Source organism: Rufibacter immobilis (assembly GCF_003721565.1).
In the GTDB taxonomy this organism is placed as follows: Bacteria; Bacteroidota; Bacteroidia; order Cytophagales; family Hymenobacteraceae; genus Nibribacter; species Nibribacter immobilis.
Genome location: NZ_RJJE01000002.1, coordinates 512,592 through 532,117 on the forward strand (window position 1 = coordinate 512,592; position 19,526 = coordinate 532,117).

General features: G+C 50.5%; 21 protein-coding genes. 7 read left to right on the forward strand and 14 right to left on the reverse strand.

Annotation, left to right across the window (positions count from 1 at the left end; all coding sequences use genetic code 11):
* Nucleotides 1-98: 98 nt before the first annotated feature.
* The 4 genes from gldD to mutY form a co-directional block, all read right to left on the reverse strand.
* A complete protein-coding gene (gene gldD, locus EFA69_RS04655) occupies nt 99-698 on the reverse strand; it encodes a gliding motility lipoprotein GldD (protein ID WP_123131914.1) in 600 nt (199 codons plus the stop codon).
* Entirely contained in the window at nt 685-1,800 is a 1,116-nt protein-coding gene (locus tag EFA69_RS04660; RefSeq protein ID WP_123131915.1) for a transporter associated domain-containing protein, read from the reverse strand. The genes gldD and EFA69_RS04660 overlap by 14 nt, the downstream gene beginning before the upstream one ends.
* A gap of 269 nt (nt 1,801-2,069) precedes the next feature.
* Nucleotides 2,070-2,549 carry a single-stranded DNA-binding protein gene (locus EFA69_RS04665; protein WP_123131916.1) on the reverse strand — a complete coding sequence of 160 codons (480 nt, stop codon included), beginning with the start codon at nt 2,547-2,549 and terminating at the stop codon, nt 2,070-2,072.
* 46 nt (nt 2,550-2,595) lie between these two features.
* The gene (mutY, locus tag EFA69_RS04670; RefSeq protein ID WP_123131917.1) at nt 2,596-3,672 is read right to left on the reverse strand and encodes an A/G-specific adenine glycosylase; all 1,077 of its coding nucleotides are present in this window, start codon (nt 3,670-3,672) and stop codon (nt 2,596-2,598) included.
* Between the two features lie 190 nt (nt 3,673-3,862).
* Between mutY and EFA69_RS04675 the strand changes: the two genes are divergently transcribed.
* From EFA69_RS04675 to EFA69_RS04685, 3 genes are all read left to right on the forward strand, one after another.
* Entirely contained in the window at nt 3,863-4,168 is a 306-nt protein-coding gene (locus tag EFA69_RS04675) for an HU family DNA-binding protein (protein WP_048922421.1), read from the forward strand.
* Between the two features lie 61 nt (nt 4,169-4,229).
* Entirely contained in the window at nt 4,230-5,123 is an 894-nt protein-coding gene (locus EFA69_RS04680) for a tetratricopeptide repeat protein (protein WP_123131918.1), read from the forward strand.
* 217 nt (nt 5,124-5,340) lie between these two features.
* Nucleotides 5,341-6,945: an Rne/Rng family ribonuclease gene (locus EFA69_RS04685; RefSeq protein WP_123131919.1), complete on the forward strand. Its 1,605-nt coding sequence runs from the start codon at nt 5,341-5,343 to the stop codon at nt 6,943-6,945.
* Nucleotides 6,946-7,060: 115 nt separating this feature from the next.
* Here EFA69_RS04685 and EFA69_RS04690 read toward each other — a convergent pair whose 3' ends face one another.
* A complete protein-coding gene (locus EFA69_RS04690) occupies nt 7,061-7,774 on the reverse strand; it encodes a porin family protein (protein ID WP_123131920.1) in 714 nt (237 codons plus the stop codon).
* Between the two features lie 58 nt (nt 7,775-7,832).
* Here EFA69_RS04690 and gldB point away from each other — a divergent pair, with 58 nt between their 5' ends.
* Entirely contained in the window at nt 7,833-8,828 is a 996-nt protein-coding gene (gene gldB / locus EFA69_RS04695) for a gliding motility lipoprotein GldB (RefSeq protein ID WP_245964494.1), read from the forward strand.
* A 156-nt stretch (nt 8,829-8,984) separates the two neighbouring features.
* Entirely contained in the window at nt 8,985-10,190 is a 1,206-nt protein-coding gene (locus EFA69_RS04700) for a glycosyltransferase family 4 protein (protein WP_123131921.1), read from the forward strand.
* Between the two features lie 129 nt (nt 10,191-10,319).
* Here EFA69_RS04700 and EFA69_RS04705 read toward each other — a convergent pair whose 3' ends face one another.
* The 6 genes from EFA69_RS04705 to EFA69_RS04730 form a co-directional block, all read right to left on the reverse strand.
* The gene (locus tag EFA69_RS04705) at nt 10,320-10,985 is read right to left on the reverse strand and encodes a porin family protein (RefSeq protein ID WP_123131922.1); all 666 of its coding nucleotides are present in this window, start codon (nt 10,983-10,985) and stop codon (nt 10,320-10,322) included.
* Nucleotides 10,986-11,190: 205 nt separating this feature from the next.
* A complete protein-coding gene (nth, locus tag EFA69_RS04710; protein ID WP_123131923.1) occupies nt 11,191-11,868 on the reverse strand; it encodes an endonuclease III in 678 nt (225 codons plus the stop codon).
* Between the two features lie 18 nt (nt 11,869-11,886).
* The gene (locus EFA69_RS04715; protein WP_123131924.1) at nt 11,887-12,117 is read right to left on the reverse strand and encodes a hypothetical protein; all 231 of its coding nucleotides are present in this window, start codon (nt 12,115-12,117) and stop codon (nt 11,887-11,889) included.
* Nucleotides 12,092-12,691 (reverse strand): RNA polymerase sigma factor, encoded by a 600-nt coding sequence (locus EFA69_RS04720; protein ID WP_123131925.1) that lies wholly within the window; start codon nt 12,689-12,691, stop codon nt 12,092-12,094. Before EFA69_RS04720 ends, EFA69_RS04715 begins: the two co-directional genes overlap by 26 nt.
* 326 nt (nt 12,692-13,017) lie before the next feature.
* Entirely contained in the window at nt 13,018-13,905 is an 888-nt protein-coding gene (locus tag EFA69_RS04725; RefSeq protein ID WP_245964495.1) for a YitT family protein, read from the reverse strand.
* Between the two features lie 23 nt (nt 13,906-13,928).
* Nucleotides 13,929-14,561, reverse strand: a complete 633-nt coding sequence (locus tag EFA69_RS04730) for a DUF6799 domain-containing protein (protein WP_123131926.1) — start codon at nt 14,559-14,561, stop codon at nt 13,929-13,931.
* 173 nt (nt 14,562-14,734) lie between these two features.
* Here EFA69_RS04730 and EFA69_RS04735 point away from each other — a divergent pair, with 173 nt between their 5' ends.
* Nucleotides 14,735-15,127 (forward strand): YidH family protein, encoded by a 393-nt coding sequence (locus EFA69_RS04735; RefSeq protein ID WP_221175668.1) that lies wholly within the window; start codon nt 14,735-14,737, stop codon nt 15,125-15,127.
* Nucleotides 15,128-15,384: 257 nt separating this feature from the next.
* Here EFA69_RS04735 and EFA69_RS04740 read toward each other — a convergent pair whose 3' ends face one another.
* Nucleotides 15,385-15,780 carry a group III truncated hemoglobin gene (locus tag EFA69_RS04740; RefSeq protein WP_123131927.1) on the reverse strand — a complete coding sequence of 132 codons (396 nt, stop codon included), beginning with the start codon at nt 15,778-15,780 and terminating at the stop codon, nt 15,385-15,387.
* 186 nt (nt 15,781-15,966) lie between these two features.
* Nucleotides 15,967-16,401 (reverse strand): hypothetical protein, encoded by a 435-nt coding sequence (locus EFA69_RS04745; RefSeq protein WP_123131928.1) that lies wholly within the window; start codon nt 16,399-16,401, stop codon nt 15,967-15,969.
* Nucleotides 16,402-16,587: 186 nt separating this feature from the next.
* Between EFA69_RS04745 and EFA69_RS04750 the strand changes: the two genes are divergently transcribed.
* Complete coding sequence (locus EFA69_RS04750; protein WP_245964496.1) at nt 16,588-17,847, forward strand: MFS transporter; 1,260 nt, start codon at nt 16,588-16,590, stop codon at nt 17,845-17,847.
* 515 nt (nt 17,848-18,362) lie between these two features.
* On the opposite strand, the gene EFA69_RS04755 is transcribed toward EFA69_RS04750, so the two are convergent.
* Entirely contained in the window at nt 18,363-19,526 is a 1,164-nt protein-coding gene (locus tag EFA69_RS04755; RefSeq protein ID WP_123131929.1) for an efflux RND transporter periplasmic adaptor subunit, read from the reverse strand.

Here is a 19,526-nt window from a genome sequence, read left to right on the forward strand (position 1 = left end):
GGATAAAAAACTTAAAAGCAGGAAAACACTAGTGGCGGAAAAGATTATACTGTTCCCGTTTTTGGCCTGATTTCAGAAAAAGAGCCTCTAAACGCAATTTACTTTACCTGCTCCGTCCAGTGTAACGTGTTGAGTAAATGCACCACGTCTTTTTTCAGGTACTCAATTACCGGCGCCAGGGAGTCATTGGCGGTGGCGGTTCTGAAATATAGCGCCCCCCGGAAGAAGTGTTTGGTGCTGTCTGTGAGGTAAAACTGGAACTGGCTGGGCACCTCGCCCTCCAGCTCAAACACGCTGGCGGTAATGCCGGTTGGCGTCTTGATCTGGCTTTCCTCAATGGCGTAGGCCTTGATCTGGTGCCGGCCGGTGAGCTTGCGGGCATCCTCCACCAGCTCATTGAATTTCTTAGGGTCCTGGTTGAAGTTCTTGTACGTAAGCTGAATATTGGCTTTGAACCGAGGGTAGTAAATGTCTATCCAGTGGGGCTCCGCAATGCGGGAAGAATCTTTCAGGATTTTGGCGTAGACAGAATGCTCAAAAGTATACGGGTGCAACTCCTGCAAAGGCTGGTATTGGGCTACCGGTAAGTCAATACGGTTATAGCCTTTGGGCTTGGGCGTATATTCTTCGGCGCAGCCAGTTAAGGTGAAGATGCCGCACAGGGCGGTGAGCAAATACAACAGGTTATTCTTTTTCATTCTGCGGATGGGGTACAATCTCCTGCACCCGTATTTTTTTAATCTTTTTACTGTCTGCCGCCTCTATGCGGAAAAGGTAGGGCCCCAGCTGCGTTTCTTCGCCGGTGTGCGGAATGCGGGAGAAGAGGCGCAACATAAGCCCCGCCACCGACTCCACTTCGGCGCGGATGGGGGCCAGCAAATCTGCGGGAGGGTCTACTATTTTACAGAAGTCATGCAATGAGGTGCGTCCCTCAAACAGGAAGGTATGTTCATCTATCTGGGTGTAGTAGTGGTCTTCCTCCTCGTCCAGTTCATCATGGATCTCTCCCACAATCTCTTCAATCACGTCTTCCAGCGTGAGCAGGCCGGTAGTGTCACCGTACTCGTTCACTACAATGGCCATGTGCACGCGCCGCTCCTGAAACTCACGCAGCAACTCGTCAATTTTCTGGGTTTCGGGTACAAAGTAAGGAGTTCTGATAAGGTTTTGCCACACAAAATCTGCCGGGGCGTTCAAGTAAGGGAGCAAGTCTTTCACGTACAGGATACCGTCAATCTTATCTAAGCCATGGGTGTACACCGGAATACGGGAGTAGCCCCATTGGTGCACCTGTTTAAGCAGCGCCGGGAAAGGGGTGCGTCTGTGGAAGGCGATCACATCTACCCTGGAGCGCATGATCTGCTTTACCGTGATGGAGCTGAAGTTCACGATGGCCTTGAGCAAGCCTTTTTCCTGCGGAGAAGCGGGCGCCGCCGGTGCCTGGTCTAGGGAGAGGGCAAGGTCTTGGGTGGGAGAAGGTGCCCCAAAGGCTACGCGGGTCCGCCCCACTAAAGCTTGCAAGGGCAATATGGCCGCCGCGAACGGAGCGCCCAAGAGATATACACTTTTCAAAACAGGAACTAGCACCGGGGTAGTGGAATTTAGTTGCAAGCGTTGCCCCCAGCCTGCTAACAGCAACCGCAGGGCTGCCAATGCTAAGGCAATGAGTAACACGCTGCCGCCTGCTGCCAGCCACGGGCGTTCCAGGACAGGAGGAAACAGGGTAGAGAGCAGCCAATAGCTGCAAACCCCCAGGAGCACATGTAGGGTAGAGGTTAGAAATACGCCTGCCAGAAGCATTCTCTCAGGGTTGCTGTGCAGAGGAGAGAAGGCGATTTCTTGATCTTGGTCTAGGTGATGGCTAGTCGTGTGATGGAACTGTTGAAATGCTGCCAAGGCGGCTGTAGTCGCCAGCAAGCCACAGAAGAGCAGCCCGAAGAGAGCAGACGGAAGAACCCAATCTGCGGTAGAAAGAATGGAAGAGGAGTTGTATAAAAGAGAGCCCCAACTGGAGGGCTCCCCTAATGCCGGTAAACTTTCCAAAATGCGAAGTTTGGTTCAACAATAGATTAGAAGGGCAGATCATCTGGCTCTTCTTCAAAGGTGGCAGGTCTGGAACCTCCACTTTTGTTCTGGCTGGTGCCATTGCTACTACCCGTATTGGCAGAAGAAGGTTCATTGCCGTAGTTGCCGCTGCCCTGCGCGCTTCCGCCTTCAGACCGACCACCCAACATGGTCATGTTATCTGCCACAATCTCCGTGCTGTAGCGCTGGATGCCGTCTTTGTCTTGGTAGCTGTTCGTCCGGATGCGGCCTTCAATGTAGACAGACTGGCCTTTCTTTACGTATTTCTCCGCTACCTCTGCCAGGCCGCGCCATACCACAATGTTGTGCCACTCAGTACGTTCCTGCCGGTCTCCGTTTTTGTCTTTGAACGTTTCAGAAGTAGCCAGTGGGAAGCGGGCTACTGCCACACCGCCTTCTAAATGACGTACTTCCGGGTCTTTGCCCAGGTTGCCAATTAGAATAACTTTATTGATGCTTGCCATAGATTGAAATCAGGGGGTTCAAAGATAGATTTAGCTTATAAATTTACTAAAAAAAGTGCTCATTTAAAAACGAGTGAATCAAAATAGGCTTGGGCAATGCTTCTATTTCCTCAACTGAATATAGCCGTAACCCAATAGATTCTTCTTTTTCTTCCCTTAAACGAAAAGGAAGCGAAATCAGATAAAATTGGGCAGAAATTCTCTGATGGCTCAGGATATGTTTGTATACCTTGCCCGTGGAACTGAATGGAATAGGCGGGATGCCTAACGTTTCTGCTGCCTCAAGTTGCAAAGCTTCTGGGCTGGGGTGCAGGGTATCGGTCTCCAGCGAGAAGAAATCGTAGAGACTTTGCCAGATGTCGTTGCCGGGGCGCTTTCTCAGGTAAATTTTGCCTTGGTGCTGCAACACTAAATACTGAAAGAAGCGCTGTCGGCTGCTTTTGGCTTTCTCCTTAACAGGCAACACGTTCACCAACCCGTTCTGGAACGCAAAGCACGTGCGCTGCAAAGGGCAGAACAGGCAGTCTGGTGCTACAGGAGTACATTGGATAGCCCCAAACTCCATAATAGCCTGGTTGTAGGTGTCTGGTTCGGTTGCCGGAATCAATGTATTCGCCAGTTCTTCAAATACCTTCTTGCTGGCAGGGGCGGCAATGTTCTCGTGTTTGCCAAATACGCGCGCCAGCACCCGGTACACGTTGCCATCCAGCACTGCCACCGGCTCTTTGTAGGCAAAAGAGGCAATAGCGGCCGCGGTGTAGCTGCCAATTCCCTTTAATAGCAAGAGTTCACGGTAGGTGCTAGGGAACTCCCCATTGAATTGTTCTACTACCTGTTTGGCTGTGAAATGGAGGTTGCGGGCGCGGGAGTAATAGCCTAATCCTTGCCAGAGACGCAATACCTCGTCTTCGGGTGCGTTTGCTAAATCAAACACGGTGGGGTACTGCTCCAGAAACCGGAGGTAGTAGGGAAGTCCCTGCCGCACACGGGTTTGCTGTAGAATTATCTCTGAAAGCCAGATGGCGTAGGGGTCTGTGGTGTCGCGCCAGGGCAGCGGCCGGCGGTGGCGCCCATACCAGTCAATAAGAATATTTGAAAAAGAAGAAGGAGTTTCAGATGCCATGTAAGGGCTTTAACATATTGGTTAGCTGCGTTTACGCGGGCTGTAACCTAACAGATTTTTAAACAAATAGTTTTACTTTCCGAAAAGGCCGGTTACCTTTGTGCCCCGATTTCGGGTTGTCGTAGAGCCTACGGCAAACGTTTGTACAAACATATTCATCTTCACCCAATTACTTAAATCGTTTAAACAAGTGACTAAAGCAGAAGTTATATCAGAGATTGCAGATAAGACAGGGATTGAAAAGTCTGATGTTGCGGCTACCGTTGAAGCATTCTTCAAAGTGGTAAAAGACTCAATGGCCGATGGTAATAACATTTATGTGCGTGGCTTTGGGAGCTTTGTAAATAAGAAACGTGCAAAGAAAGTTGCCCGTAACATCTCTAAGAACACTTCCATCATCATTGATGAGCACTTCATCCCTTCTTTCAAGCCTTCTAAAACGTTTGTAGCCAAAATCAAAAACAGCAAGAAAATCAAAGAAGCAGTCGTTTCTTAGTTTTTTTGTACTTTTGTGGCCTTAAATCTTTGTACCATACTCATTTTCGGAAATATATACTATGTCTAAAGGTAGGATAGCCCTCATTCTTTCTGCCGTAGTGCTGGCTGTACTCATGGCCTTATTGCCGAAGGTGATTATCAACAAAGACAGCAAAGGCGAGTTTGCGGCCAACGGAACCGCCAGCAGTGCTGCACCAGACCATGACCCTAACCATGAGGGGCATGAAGACCATGCAACAGAAACTCCGGCCCCTGCGGCCGGAGCGGGAGAGGCCCACATGACCGCCACTCCGGCTCAGTTGAAGGAGATTGCAGAGCTGCGGGCTAAGTTTAACCGTGAAGCCAGCGGACAGGCTAAAAGCAAAGTGGCCGAGGAACTGGCTCAGAAATACACCGCCATTGCCAAACATGACAGTGCGGGGTATTTCTACGAGCAGGTGGCGGCGGTACGGCCCGGCGAGAAAACCTTCCAGAGAGCGGCAGATCAGTATTTTGAGGCATTTACTTTTGCCGCAACGCAGGAGCGGTCTCAGCTGCTAGGAAAGAAGGCCCAGAACCTGTATGCGCAGGTTCTGAAAAACAATCCGGCCAATCTGGATGCCAAGACAAACCTGGCTATGACGTATATTGCCAGCGAAACGCCAATGCAGGGGATTACCCTGTTGCGGGAAGTGATCTCGGCAGATCCTAAAAACCAGAAAGCCTTGTTCAACCTGGGTGTTTTGTCTATGCAGTCTAACCAGTATGACAAGGCGGTGGGCAGGTTCCAGGAACTGTTGGCTGTTAACCCCAGCCATATAGATGGCACTTTTTACTTGGGGGTATCGTTAGCAGAAACAGGTAAGAAACAAGAGGCGCAGAAAGCTTTTCTGCGGGTAAAAGAACTAAGCAAAGACCCAGAGGTACTTGCCTCAGTAGACAGTTATCTGCAGAAAATCAACAGCGCCAAGTAAGAGAGAGTTAAAATATTTTTCACACATAAAACATCAAGACTATGCCTTGCGGTAAAAAAAGAAAGAGACATAAGATTGCTACGCACAAAAGAAAGAAGCGTCTGCGTAAGAATAGACATAAGAAAAAATAAGGTAACCCCTTAATTTCTTTAAGCCCACATTGCCGCAGAGGTGATGATGGGCTTTGGTATATTCTTTCATCTAAGCTAGTAAGACATTGAGTAACGAATTAATTATTAATTCTACTCAAGATGGAGAACGAATAGCCCTTCTTCAGGATAAGCGATTAGTAGAGTATCACTTTGATAGAAATGATACCAACTACAGCGTTGGAGATATTTTTCTGGGAACCGTTAAAAAAGTAATGCCGGGCTTGAACGCTGCGTTCATAGACATTGGCTATACCAAAGACGCTTTCCTGCACTACCATGACTTGGGAGAGAACATCAAGACTCTGAACAAGTACGTGAAAACGGTGCAGACCCAGAAGAACACTTCTGCCAAGCTTAACCAGATCAAGTTTGAACCCGAAATAGACAAACTGGGCAAAATGGCCGATGTCCTCAAAAAAGGACAGCAGGTCTTGGTTCAGATTGTAAAAGAGCCAATCTCCACAAAAGGGCCCCGGCTTTCTTGTGAGATTTCCCTGGCAGGCCGTTACCTGGTGCTCGTGCCGTTTTCTAACACCGTGAGTGTGTCTAAGAAAATAGTGAGCAAAGAGGAGCGTACGCGTCTAAAACGCCTCATCACCTCCATTAAGCCGGAGAACTTTGGGGTAATCATTCGTACCGTGGCAGAAGGCCGCGAAGTGGCGGAACTAGACAAAGACCTCCGCACCATGTTGACCACCTGGGAAGAAGGCATAGCTGCGTTACGCACCGCTAAGGAGCGCGACAAAGTGATCGGGGAGCTAGGCCGCTCCTCCTCCATGTTGAGAGACATTTTGAATGAAAGTTTTGACAGCATTGTGGTAGACGATGAAAAGCTGCACAATGAGATAAAAACTTACATTGAAACCATAGCCCCAGACAAGCTGAAGATTCTGAAGCATTACACGGGCAAGGTAAAGACCTTTGAACACTTTAACATTGAAAAGCAGCTGAAATCCCTGTTCGGGAAGACAGTGAGCATCCCGGGCGGCGGATATCTGGTGATTGAACACACAGAGGCCCTGCACGTGGTAGATGTGAACAGCGGGAACAAATCCAACTCTGAGACAGACCAGGAAGCCACCGCTCTTAATGTGAATCTTACCGCGGCAAAAGAGGTAGCGCGTCAGTTGCGCCTCCGGGACCTGGGCGGAATCATTGTAGTGGATTTCATTGACATGAAATCGGCCGAGAACCGGCAGAAAGTACAGGATGTGGTGAAGGAAGAGATGAAGAAAGACCGTTCCAAATACACGGTACTGCCCATTTCCAAGTTCGGCCTCATGCAGATTACCCGCCAGCGCGTACGGCCTGAGCAAAATATTGTCACCGGCGAGGTATGCCCTACCTGTCAAGGCAGCGGCAAGATATCCGCCAGTATTCTGGTAACCGATGAGATAGATCAGACCATTGAAGACCTGCTCACCCGCCAGAATCAGAAAAACATTACCCTGTACGTGCATCCGTTCTTACACGCGTACTACACCAAAGGCTTCATTTCCAAACAGCGGAAGTGGTTCCTGAAACACTTTAAGTGGGTGAACGTGGTGAAAGATACGGCCTTAGCCCTCACTGATTTCAAGGTGATGGATGAACATGGCGACGAAATCGAGCTTAAATCAGCTTACTCAGAAGTAAACAGCCTCCAAGATCGTGCTGTAGAGACAGAATAGAACTTCTATTCCTGACACATAAAAAAGCCCCGGTGCACGCACCGGGGCTTTCTATTTACTTATCTGTTTGACGTTTAGGGGCTGTTTTTTGAAAAACAGCCCCTAAACGCAAAGGCTAAAACTTAAGCCCGAAGTCAAGGGCGATGGTATTGTTCTTGAATTCAATCTTCTTGTCTCCCAGAATGCCGGAATAGTGGCCGTTGTCTACGTCTGTGAGGCCACGGTGGTAGGTAAGGCCGCCCATGAACTTGGTGCTTTGCCCTAACGGCCACTCAATACCGGCGCTCAAGATGGCCCCAATCTCAAAGGTGTTGAACCGCTTGTTGTAGCGGTCGCCGGTGTTGTTGTCTATTTTCTTGTCATTTACTTTGCTGGCCAGCAGCGTGTTCAAAGACAGACCGCCCTGGAAATATAACCTGGTGCCCGCAGAAAGCTCATTGGTGAAAAGCTTCAGCGTAAGCGGTATTTCCAGGTACTGCAAATTGATGTCATCTTTTCCTTTAATGGGCGCCGGAATGGCAGGGTCGTTTGGGTCTGCCGCAACATAGGGATTGTAATCATAAGAGATCTTGCCACCTTTGGAGTTGTAGATAAGGCCAGAGCTGAACGCATAATTCGCCCCGAAGAAATAGTCGCCAATGATGCCAATGCCTATCCCGGCGCCGGCGCCCTCGCTTTTGAAGTTATACTGGTCTTTGGCGAAGGTGCGGCTGAAGTTCACAGACGGCGACACTTTCACCCCTATCTCTATCTGGGCAGCGGCCTGTTGCGCATAAGAAAGGAGAGCGGCCAGAACCAAAACCAACGGAGTTAAGCGGATCATTTTCATAAGTAAGTGGTATTGCGTATTGTTAAGTAAATTTGCCTAAAGTTAAAGGAAGAAAAAAATGCGAGGCTATCTATTGCTGCTGTTGGCGGTATTGCTGTTTACCGGCTGCTCCAAAAAACAAACGTGCGAAATCCCAAGTGAAGTATCCAAAATTCCGGTGGAGATAAAAGTTGACCGTTTGGAAGAGCGCTTCTTCAAGATAAAAACTGTGCCAGAGATGCAGGCGTTCCTGGCGCAGGAGCCTCTGTTGCGCGACCGTTTCCTGCTGCGTGACCACTACCCGTCTGAGGAGGTGATGGCACAGAACCTGCTGCGCCTGGCAGCAGATACCAGCATCCACAAACTGGTGCGCCAAAGCGATGAAACCTTCAAAGACATGGCGCCTGTAGAGCAGGAACTGGAGAACGCCTTTAAGTACGTGAAGTATTATTACCCTAATTTCTATGTGCCCAAGGTGCAGTCGTTCATCTCGGGGCTTAGCCGTGACCTGCTGGTGAGCGACAGTTTGGTGGTGCTGGGGCTGGATTACTTCATCGGGAAAAACGCTGCCTTTCGGCCGCAGGCTCCGGAGTACATTCTCAGGCGCTACGAGAAACAGAACCTAGCCCCTTCGGTGATGCTACTGGTGTCTAACAAATTCAACAAGACAGATTTCGTGAACAAAGACATGCTGGACGAGATGATTGACTACGGCAAGTCGTACTACTTTGCCCAGCAGGTCATGCCCTGCACCCCAGACTCGCTCATTATTTGGTACTCAGGCCAGGAATTGGCCGACGTGAAATACAACGAAGGCAAGATCTGGGCGCACCTGGTGGAGAAAGGGCTCCTGTATGAGACCAGCCAATTCATTACCCGCAAGTACGTGGGGGAACGCCCCAACGTGCCGGAGATCAGCGCTCGTTGCCCCGGCCGTATTGCCACGTGGGTAGGCTGGCAGATTGTGCGCAGCTACATGGAGAACAACCCCAACGTGACGCTGCAACAACTCATGGAAGAGAAAGACGCCCGCAAAATTCTGGATCGGTCTAAATACAAACCCCAGAAGAATTAACTTCTTTGCGTTTAGGGGCCGATTTTCCAGAAACAGCCCCTAAACGCAAGCCAAGACTTGGGCGGCTCCTTTGGTTGCCCCAGCCTTTGCTGTTTCTGTTTTGGGCCCGATTTCATAAAAAGAGCCGCTAAACGCACTCCTTCTGCTTTTGCTCCTATGCACATTGCCCTGTTTCACCAGTACCACCATAACCCAGACTGCCCCGCCACGTGCCGGCACTATACGTTTATGGGGGAACTGGCGAAACGGCACCAGATTACCCTCCTTACCTCCAACGCCTGGGAAAGCAAACGAATCACACATCTGTACGATTGGGTGCCCTCGGGTGTGGATTTGATCTCCATCAATGCGCCTTATTCCAATAAAATGGGCGTGGTGCAGCGTTTGCAGGCGTTCGGGGCCTTTGCTGCGCAGTCGTTGCTGAGAGGCCTGCGCATGCCCAAGCCCGATGTGATCTGGGGTGTTTCTACGCCGCTCACTACGGCCTGGGCGGCGGGCAAAGTGGCCAGCTTCAGGAAGGTGCCTTGGGTGTTTGAAGTGCAGGACCTGTGGCCTTCGTTCCCCATCCAGATGGGAGCGGTGCCCTCCAAGCTGGCCCAGCGGCAGTTGTACAAGCTGGAAGGTTCACTGTACAGGCAGGCGGCGCACATCATTCCGCTTTCAACAGACATGGAACGGTATATACTGGATAAAGGAGTTCCTGCCAGTAAAATCACTACTCTGGTAAACGGCACCGAAATTCCGCTTGCCGCTCCGGTTGCGGAGCAGGAGGCGCTGCGGGAGAAACTAGGGCTGCAAGGCAAACAGGTGGTGCTGTACGCGGGTACCTACGGCAGGGCCAATGATATTCCTATGCTGGTAAAAGCGGCGGCATTGCTGCAAGATCAATCCCAGATCTGCTTTGTGTTTACCGGGCAGGGGTATGATGCCCCTTTGCTGGAGGAAGCCGCCCAGCGGCAAAAGAACATCAGATTGCTTCCGCCGCTGCCCCGCCATGAAATCTTCCATTTGTTCGCTTTAGCGGCGGTCTCGGTGGTGTCTTTTATTGACCTGCCGGTACTGCAAGCCAACTCGCCAGGTAAATTATTTGACAGTTTAGCGGTGGGTACTCCGGTGGTGGTCACCAATCCGGGTTGGACGAAAAATTTGGTTGAAGCGCAGGGCTGTGGGTGGTACGTTCCGGCCGGAGAGGCAGAAATATTGGCTTCTTCCTTGAAACTACGGCTCAGGCAAGAACAAGAAATGGACGTAATGCGGCAGAATGCCCAACGCGTGGCACGGGAACAATTTGACCGTCTGCAGATGGTGACCGCTCTAGAAAAGATATTTGAACAGGTGATTAGGGAGAGAATTTTATCCTGATGACAGAGTCTGGCCGCTTTCAAGACGTGCTCCTATAATGCCCAAATAGATGCGCTTGCCATCAAATAGACCAACTATCAGATAGAGCAATAGAGCTGCACCTAACAGCTGGCCCAGATAAGCAGGGTTTTATTCAGCGGTGGTTTTCTCTTTTCTTTTGAGCGGAAGGAAATAGCTTGCCGTTACAGCCAAGCTTTGGTTTCTAGAGGCGGCATTAGTTTGTTCGCTCTTGAAGGCGTTGGTTAGGTTTTGGGTGAACCTAGCTTCCACCTGGAAATTACCCAATGGGGTATTTTTCAGCATGCCCAAGCCAACACTCAAGCCAACCATAACAGGATATTCAATCTTCTCACGGTAGTAGCCAAGGTCCTTATCCTCCAGATCGGGCTGGGCGGTTTTCTTCTCAGACAGCAGATAAGAAACGTTAGGTCCTAGGTTGATCAGGAATTTTGTCTTGTCACTTCCAAAAGCAGCTTGGGTCATAAAGGGCAGCTCCAGGTAATTCAACGTTCTGGTGTAGGAGGAGGTGTCTGCGCTCAGTTCTTCAGTCCAGCCTCTCTGCACTAAGTTCAGCTCCATCTGAAATCCCAGTTTGGGATGGGCGAAATGCTTTAGCGCTATCCCGCCGGTGTAGCCCACCATCATCTTCTGCTCAATGGTAGGCTCAAAACTGAACGTAGAGAAATTAGCGCCGGCTCTTACGCCTATAGATGTTTCTGCCGTGAAGGTTTCCTGCGCTTTCACTGTGCCCGCAAAGGTGATGATCAACAGTAAGAGCGTAATTAATTTCTTCATGCTTGGGGTAAGTAAAAGCTTTGTATAAGATATTGGTATAAAAAAGAACTAGATACTTATAAGTTGCTTCAATTCCTAGGCATAGCTGTTTTAGTGCAGGCAAAGCCGAATGGATCAGGTATCGATGTCTAGCAGTTTGCATGGCCCATCTATCAAACGCTCAAACTCAACTCAAGCTGTAGTCTTAGAGGCCGAATGTGATGTGTTATCCCAGTTTGTTCTGCGGATCATCTGGTTTATTAGGCCAGTTCTTCTGATAGTAAGCGCAGAAGTGGGTGAGGGGGCAGCGTTCGCATTGCGGGGTGCGGGCCAGGCAGATGTAACGGCCGTGCAGAATAAGCCAGTGGTGCGCTTTGGGCACCAGGTCTACCGGAATGTGTTTAAGCAGTTCTTTCTCCACCTCCAGCGGCGTTTTGGCCTTGGCGCTTACCAACCCCAACCGCTTAGAAACCCTGAACACGTGCGTGTCTACGGCCATGGCCGGCATGTTGAAGATCACTGAGGCAATCACATTAGAGGTTTTGCGGCCTACGCCGGGCAGCAGTTGCAGGTCTTCTATGGAGGACGGCACTTCGCCACTGAAGCGCTCTGTGAGCATTTTGCCTAAGCCGGCCAAATGCTTGGCTTTGTTGTTAGGGTAAGAAATGCTTTTGATGTAAGGGAAAATATCTTCGGCGGTAGCCGTGGCCAGTACTTCAGGCGTTGGGAATGCTTCAAACAGAGCGGGCGTGACCAGGTTCACCCGCTTGTCTGTACACTGGGCGCTCAGCACCACCGCCACCAGCAGTTCATACGGGTTACGGTAATCCAGCTCCGTCTCGGCCTCCGGAAAGTTCTGGGTGAAGTACGAAATTAAGTGACGGTAACGCTCTGGTTTGCGCATAAAAAAAGTTTGCATCCTTTACGGATGCAAACTTACGGTTTTGGAGTAACTAATGATAGCGTTGGTGACCCGGTCACTTGGTTGGGTGAGCGCTTTCTCCAAGCTGAGCTGGGTGAGGAGCAAATCGGCACAGCATTCGGCCAGCTCCTGGTCTACCATCAAGGCTTCTTCCAGGGCCAGGCGCCGCTTTTTGGGCAGTTCGTTGTAAAGGTACTGTACTAGATCATGTTGCGTAAAGGTTTTGATCATAGGCTGCTTTATCATTGGACATTTTTTTCCGCAGGTTAATTAATGCGTATCTCATTCTGCCCAAAGCCGTGTTAATGCTAACTCCGGTAGCCTCTGCTATCTCCTGAAAACTCATGTCAGCGTAGTGGCGCATGATGAGCACCTCTTTCTGCGCGGCCGGCAACTGTTGAATCAGTTCCCGCAGACGGGCATGGGTTTCCTCTTTGATCCTCACAGATTCCACTGATTCCTCAGAGAAGCTCAAGGTGTTAAACACATTGCTGCCGTCTTCCAAAGTAATCATGGGGCTTCGTTTCTCCCTTCGGAAGTAGTCAATAGCCAGGTTATGGGCGATACGGCAGATCCAGGATGAAAATTTTCCTTCTTCGTTGTAACGACCGCTCTTCATGGTATGGATAGCTTTCACAAACGTTTCCTGCAACAGGTCTTCGGCCGTGTAAGTATCTTTTACTATAAGCAGAATAGTGGTGTATACCTTGCTTTTGTGGCGGGTCACCAATTCCTCAAACGCACTCTCGTTACCAGCGATATACGACGTCACTAACGCCGAATCATTTAGCTGTACTGTATTCATCTAAATCTACAATTAAAGTAACGTAGAGGTTTATGCCATATTGTGAGGTTTGGTTAAATAGATAGGTTTTGAGCGTTTATCAAATATAGAGAATAAGACATCCAAATGCAACGGGTTAAAATAAACTCAAAAACTTTTTTTCAGTTTTTGCTCATTTCCAGAAAAACGGCCCCTAAACGCTAAAAAAAGGCAAACCCCACATAAAAGCAAAAATTGGACCAACTCTAATAGTGCTTAGGGTTTTGCCTTGGGGAGAGGAGGGGAATTTTTGCTGAAGATGTAAGCAAATTTACTGGAGTCTGAGGGGAAAGCCTCATGAATAGGCGTTAGTGTGACAAAGGACGTTTCTTGATCATGCCGCCGGAGGTGTCATTGATGCTGTGCATGATGAGGAACGCCGATGGATCTAGTTCTGAGATAAGCGTTTTGAGCCGCTGCACCTCCAAGCGGGTGACTACGCAGTAGAGGATGTCTACCTCATCGCCGGAGAAGCCCCGCTGGCCTTTGTAGATGGTGACCGCCCGGCCCAGTTGGTTCAAGATCGCTTCCCTGATGGTGGCGCTGTGAATGGAAACAATGGTGACGCCCGTATATTCCTCAATGCCATGGATAAGAAAGTCCACAGTTTTAGAGGCGGTGAGGTAGGTGAGCACGGAGTACATGGCAGGCTCTAGGCCCAGGACAAATGCCGCTCCCAGAAAGAGGATCAGGTTGATGATCAGGATCACATCGCCAATGGTGAGGCTGGTGCGTTTGCTCACTAGCAGGGCCAGAATCTCTGTGCCGTCCAGCACGCTGCCGCCTCTAATGGAAAGCCCAATGCCCGCACCCAGGAAGAACCCGCCGAAGACTGCCGTGAGCAGCTTGTCATCGGTGAGAATGGGTACTTCCAGCGTGAGTAAGACAACGGCCAGGCCTGTGACGGCCAGAAAACTCTTAAAGGCGAAGGAATGGCCCACTAATTTATAGCCGGCAATGAAAAACGGCGTGTTAATGAGCAGAATGAGGAACGGGAGCGGTATACCAGCGCTCTTGGACATGAGCATAGACAGGCCCGTCACGCCGCCATCAATAAAATGGTTGGGAATAAGAAAGCCTTTCAGGCCAAGTCCGGCGGAACAGATCCCGAAGCCAATAAGTAATACATCGCGGAGTCTGCCCCAGGGGCGCTTGATCTTGATAGGGGCAGAAATGCTTGGGAATGGTGGTTTCAAAAGGACACAGACTTAGAAGGTGCTTATTGAGAGGCGCCGGGAAGTGCCTGTAACTGCTGGTTTATGATGGAGAGCTGCTTGTCTAACCCACTGTGATGGGCTTCAATGCTGCGGCGTTCGGCAGGGGTGAGGTTGGCTTCCAGCAGAGCCGTGCGTTGCTCCATCAGTTTAACTAACTGCTCCAGCAGCTTAATCTTCCTGTCCTGCGCTAGGCTGTAGGTGTACGTCTGTTTCTGGTTGCCCGCAGAGACTATCTGGCCGTCTATTACGTTTATGCGCGTTTCAGTGTCGCCTACTACCTGCTTCTCATGGTCAACAATGGTAGTGTGGGTGAAAATATCATCGGCGGCCAAGACAATTTGCCCCTGCGGGCTCACGGCGTTCTTCTGCTTAAGGGTGTATGTCTTGCCATTCGCCAGGCGTACCTGCCCGTTGGGTGATACCACCGTGCCGTTGCTGTATTGCACGGGTTCCCGTAGCTCAGACACATTGCCTCCTTTATGATGCACCAATTTGCCTTCCCGCCAGAAAATAGTGTTGTCTTTGAGGTTGGCTGTGTGGCGTACAGAATCCTGGGTTTGCTGGGCCAGAACGTGGTCTGGGAGCAGCGTGGCGGCGAAGAGAAGAATACAGGTATAAAGCAGGGTTCTTTTCATAGTCATACTTCTATTAGATGCTCTATATACGGTAATCTCTATTTAAAGGGCTATGTTAAAGCTCCTCACCCTGTATCTGGAGAAACGAACGATTTGAAAGATATAAGCAGGTTCTTTGAATAATTTAATTTATGGCTAATCCTTGGGTTGATGAGGTCCGTATAAACCAGTGTATGGGATATGAATTTTACATGAACCCTGAGCTGAGGGAAGAGGTGAGGAAAGACCTGAAAGTGCAGGAGAAAGCCAATGCAGAAATTAAAGATGCCCTGGCTTTTGAACGTACTTCCTTTGCGAACGAGAGAACGTTTCTGGCTTATCTGCGAACGTCTCTGTCGCTGATTATTGCGGGAGTTTCCCTGCATCAGTTCTTTAATACTACGGCTTCTATGTGGTTGGCCGCTATTCTAATCCCGTTAGGCCTCGGGATTGGCATTGTAGGTTATCGGAAGTTCGCGAAGAAACGGATGCTGATTCAGGTGAAACGTGAGGCTTACGTGCCTGCGAAGCAGATGCTGGCGCTGCTCAAAGCCGAAAAGGCAAACCAGATGAAGGTAAGCCACTGATAAAGGCATGAACGGCGGTAGTTTAAATTGTAATATTCTGAAATAAGGAAGCGTGGCGGGTGACGAGAAGGTGTTGTTGGAGTGCAAAACCGCCCGCTTCTTTTTTCTTTCTCTTTGAGAGTGGTGCCCCGGCTTCGCAAGCCAGGTGAACCGCCTGGCAATATATCCAACAAAAAAAGCAGCAGCAGGTCTTGGGATCATCTGCTGCTTTTTTACCGTTTAGGGGCTCTTTTTAGAAAAAGAGCCCCTAAACGCACTTATGGTTTCACCACGGGAACTGCCCATAAACCCATTTTCATCTGGAATATGTTGGCAATGCTGGTTGCTTTCTGCTTAGCTTGTTCGGCCATGGGCCCGGCAAATAAATCCTCTACCGTCTGAATAAACAGGGCAATCCAGCGGGTGAAATGGGTGCGTTCTATGGGCAGGGCAAGGTGTTTGGGGAACGGCTGGCCTTTATACGCCATGGACCCAAACAGCACTGAGCTCCAGAAGGCATACATGTTGGGCAAGTGGTGCTCCCAGTCAACGTGCGCAACCTCATTGAAAATAGGTCTTAAAAGATCGTCTTGGTTTACGTGCCCGTAGAACGTGTCTACCAGTGTGCGGATATCTTCTTCCGTGGCGATGTCTGTTCTTCTCTCCTGCTCCATAGTATATCTAAAATCCTTCCTGCTCCTTTTTTCTTTAACACTGCAAGGTTAACCACGGGTGCCCCATAAAGAAATGATATTGGTCAGTTTTGCCTTGTTTTCAGAAAAATAGCCTCTAAACGCAAGAAGGCTTGGCAGAACTACGCTGCCAAGCCTTCTTTGAGGTATCTCTTTCTGAGGAAAATGTTATTGGGCGACTTCCTTTAGCTGGCATGTCTTGAGCCAATGCAGAGCGTCAATTTCAGACGTGAACACTTCAAAATCGGCTCCCTGGCCATACCAAGGCTGGAGCCGCATCTCCTCAATTACTTTTGTGGTTTGTAGGTCTTCGGTGTGGGCAGGGGTAACCAGGTAGGCCACATGGGTGATGTGGGGTAACTGACCGTGCAACGCACTGTAAAATGACTCCATGACCCACTGTGCGTCTTCCCCCGAGAGTGGACCCCGGCTCCGGACGTCAAACAACCAGTAGCGAGCGCTTGTCTCCCGGGCCAGTTCCAACACCTGTTGGTATACTTCCCTCGTAGTGAGTGCATATACCGGTTGGGGCCAACGCAAAAACAGCACATCCAGGTCTGGACGGTATGTGAGCGCAATGGCATCTAAAAATAAAGGAGACATAAATAAGCTATTTTACGAGGTAAACTTACAAAATTCTGGGAAGGCAAGCGAAAGCTGCCGTAAATACTTTATGAGGCAGTATCTATATAGGTAACAACTATATAGATACTATTCGTTCGCTGCTTCTTTAGAATAACTCATTATCCTAGAAGAATACAATAACTTTACGGTCTTTAAGCATCACTTGTGGCAACAACACCCCCAATTCCGGAAGAACGGCATGACCCTTACGCTGTTCTCCGTATTCCTGAGTTCCGGCTTTATATCTCGGCCCGTTTCTGTATCACTTTGGCCATGCAAATCCAGGCGGTGGTGGTGGGGTGGCAGATCTATGACCTCACCAAAGATCCGCTGGCGCTGGGCTTGATTGGGTTGGTGGAGGCTATTCCGTCTATCACGGTGGCGCTCTATGCTGGCCACGTGGCCGATATTGTTCCGCGTAAGCGCATCATCATGACGGTGCTGAGCGTGCTGCTTTTCTGCTCTCTGTCGCTGTTGTTCTATACCTTAGATGTGGGGCAGGTGCTGCACCAGTTCGGCACCACGCCCATTTACTCTGTGATTTTCCTGAGCGGTCTGGCGCGTGGGTTCATGGGGCCGGCCACGTTTTCGTTCATGCCGCAGCTCTTGCCAGACAAAAAGTTCTACGCCAACGCCATCACCTGGAGCAGTTCCACGTGGCAGGCGGCCTCGGTGGCGGGCCCGGCCATTGGCGGATTGGTGTACGCCTTCGGTGGGGTTTCAGCGGCGTTCAGCGTTGATGCCGCGCTGGTGTTGCTGGCGTTGGTGCTCTACGGTTTTATAGCGGGTAGGCCGCTGCCGCTGAGCAATGGCCCTAAACTCAACATCAAAGAAAGTTTGCAGACGGGGCTCAAGTTCGTGTTCGGGAACCAGATTATTTTGAGTGCGCTGGCCCTGGATATGTTTGCCGTGCTCTTCGGCGGAGCCGTGGCCTTGCTGCCCATTTTTGCGTCAGATATTCTCCAAATAGGGCCGCAGGGCTTGGGCTTACTGCGGTCGGCCCCAGCCATTGGCTCGGTGACTATGGCGGTGTTTATGGCCTACCGGCCGATTACCTTTAACGCTGGGAAGAAGATGCTGTGGGCTGTAGCGGGGTTTGGGGCCTGTATCATTGGGTTCGGGCTGTCGCAGCTTTTCTGGCTGTCGTTTGCCCTGCTGCTCCTGAGCGGCGTGCTGGACAGCGTATCGGTGATCATCCGCTCTACGTTGATCCATACGCTTACGCCAGAATACATGAAAGGCCGCGTCTCCAGCGTGAACAACATCTTTGTGGGCTCCAGCAACGAGATCGGTTCCTTTGAATCTGGTCTGGCCGCCAAACTGCTGGGCGTGGTGCCCTCAGTGGTGTTCGGCGGCACGATGACCATCCTCATCGTTTCCTTCACCGCCTGGAAAGCCGATAAGCTCCGGAAGTTGAGTTTGTAGCGGTAGTGAAAGCAAAACCCTCTGCGTTTAGAGGCTGTTTTCTGAAAAACAGCCTCTAAACGCAGAGGGTTTTATGGGTAGAGTTCTGTGCGGTTGTTAGGACAAAAGGCAGCTGGCGCAGACGCTCGTAGGAGCTACGCACACTACGAGGTCTTTTGAGTGGGTGGTATTGCCGCTAGAGAAGTAGTTGAACCCACCCCTACCCCTCCCAGGAGGGGAGTCTTGTTGCATAGAAACGGAATTTCATGCTAGTAGAAGCCTTTTCCCTTGACATGGATAGAACATGAAAGCTACACCCGTGACTATGGCGGTGATCACACTCTAGCTATTACTCCCCTTTGAAAGGGGATATTGACATGGGAGAACACGCATCGCAGAGGAATGGGCGAACAGCAAATTCTCCACGCATTCCAGATATTCCCCTCCTCGGAGGGGTAGGGGTGGGTTCATCCGTTTAGCGCCTCTTTATTCCCAAAACTAGCCAAAACTGACTCAAGACTCAGAACTACCTAAGATTACTCTTCCTCCTCCTTGTTCTCCTGCATGGCCAGCAGGTTATGCGCACCTTTCACGGCAATACGCCTGGAGTTCTGCAGTTCTGCGGGGAGTTGCACTTCCACGTAGCCATTTCCTTTCAGCCCGGTCTGCACTGCTACCCGTCTAAAAGCACGGTTGCCAGAGCTTGCATAGATGTACGAAACCCCTTGAAACTGCACCACGGCGCTTTCGGGCAGGGCGGTGACGGAGCGCTCTTTGGTGGGTACGGTGGCGGTGACGTACATGCCGGGGAGCAGCTTGTGCTCGTCTGCGTGGGCTAAGTGTGCGTGCACGGGTACCGTTTTGTCGCCTTCCACGCTGTGGCCTACCAAGATGATTTCCGCGGAGCGAGGAGTGGCGTCATTGGGCAGGGTGTAGGTGAGGCGCTGGCCAGGGCTCAAGTAAGGCACGTCTTTCTCGAAGGCGTTGAGCTTGAGGTGCAGGTCATCGGTGTTCACCAGTTCAAACAGCACATCAGTAGAACTCACCATCTTGCCCACGTTCACCAGGGTGTTCTTCACAAAGCCGTTGATGGGCGAGACGATGTTGATGGTGCGGCTGATTTTCCCGTTTTGCAGGCGTGCCGGGTTGATGTTAATCATGAGCAGTTTCTCTCGCAACGCGGCCAGGCTGTTCTGCAGCACTTCGCGCTCAGTCTTCACCTGCTGCAGGTTTTTGAGGGCACTCACCTTCTCCTGCGTGAGCTCTTGCTGACGCGCATACTCCAGATTGGCCAGTTGCAGGCGGGCGCGGGTGTCTAAGTAATCCTGTTGCAGTTGCACGTAATCTTGGTGCTGGAGGGTGGCCAGGACCTGACCTTTGTTGATGTGCTGGCCGGGCAGCAGGTTCATGGTTTTCACGAAGCCGCCGTAGGGCACTGACACACTCACCAAACTGGTGGGCGGCACGTCAATCTCCCCGGAGAGCTGCAAGGTGTTGCCCAGTTTCTGCTGCGATGGCGCACCCAACTCAATTCTTGTGTTCTGCATCTGCTGCTCGGTGAGCGTAATTACTTCCGGGTTTTCTGGGGCAGCAGCGGCGGATTGGGCGGCAGGGGTTTCCATTTCGGGGCTGTTTTTCTCAGAACACGCCGAAACCAGCAAAAGTCCGACGAAAGCGTAAGATAAAATATTGGTTCTCAT

Bases quoted from the DNA above. Each gene is read 5' to 3' on its own strand.
- gldD (WP_123131914.1), bottom strand. From the start codon at position 698: ATGAAAAAGAATAACCTGTTGTATTTGCTCACCGCCCTGTGCGGCATC.
- EFA69_RS04660 (WP_123131915.1), bottom strand. From the start codon at position 1,800: ATGCTTCTGGCAGGCGTATTTCTAACCTCTACCCTACATGTGCTCCTG.
- EFA69_RS04665 (WP_123131916.1), bottom strand. From the start codon at position 2,549: ATGGCAAGCATCAATAAAGTTATTCTAATTGGCAACCTGGGCAAAGAC.
- mutY (WP_123131917.1), bottom strand. From the start codon at position 3,672: ATGGCATCTGAAACTCCTTCTTCTTTTTCAAATATTCTTATTGACTGG.
- EFA69_RS04680 (WP_123131918.1), top strand. From the start codon at position 4,230: ATGTCTAAAGGTAGGATAGCCCTCATTCTTTCTGCCGTAGTGCTGGCT.
- EFA69_RS04690 (WP_123131920.1), bottom strand. From the start codon at position 7,774: ATGAAAATGATCCGCTTAACTCCGTTGGTTTTGGTTCTGGCCGCTCTC.
- gldB (WP_245964494.1), top strand. From the start codon at position 7,833: ATGCGAGGCTATCTATTGCTGCTGTTGGCGGTATTGCTGTTTACCGGC.
- EFA69_RS04700 (WP_123131921.1), top strand. From the start codon at position 8,985: ATGCACATTGCCCTGTTTCACCAGTACCACCATAACCCAGACTGCCCC.
- EFA69_RS04705 (WP_123131922.1), bottom strand. From the start codon at position 10,985: ATGAAGAAATTAATTACGCTCTTACTGTTGATCATCACCTTTGCGGGC.
- nth (WP_123131923.1), bottom strand. From the start codon at position 11,868: ATGCGCAAACCAGAGCGTTACCGTCACTTAATTTCGTACTTCACCCAG.
- EFA69_RS04715 (WP_123131924.1), bottom strand. From the start codon at position 12,117: ATGATCAAAACCTTTACGCAACATGATCTAGTACAGTACCTTTACAAC.
- EFA69_RS04720 (WP_123131925.1), bottom strand. From the start codon at position 12,691: ATGAATACAGTACAGCTAAATGATTCGGCGTTAGTGACGTCGTATATC.
- EFA69_RS04730 (WP_123131926.1), bottom strand. From the start codon at position 14,561: ATGAAAAGAACCCTGCTTTATACCTGTATTCTTCTCTTCGCCGCCACG.
- EFA69_RS04735 (WP_221175668.1), top strand. From the start codon at position 14,735: ATGGGATATGAATTTTACATGAACCCTGAGCTGAGGGAAGAGGTGAGG.
- EFA69_RS04740 (WP_123131927.1), bottom strand. From the start codon at position 15,780: ATGGAGCAGGAGAGAAGAACAGACATCGCCACGGAAGAAGATATCCGC.
- EFA69_RS04745 (WP_123131928.1), bottom strand. From the start codon at position 16,401: ATGTCTCCTTTATTTTTAGATGCCATTGCGCTCACATACCGTCCAGAC.
- EFA69_RS04755 (WP_123131929.1), bottom strand. From the start codon at position 19,526: ATGAGAACCAATATTTTATCTTACGCTTTCGTCGGACTTTTGCTGGTT.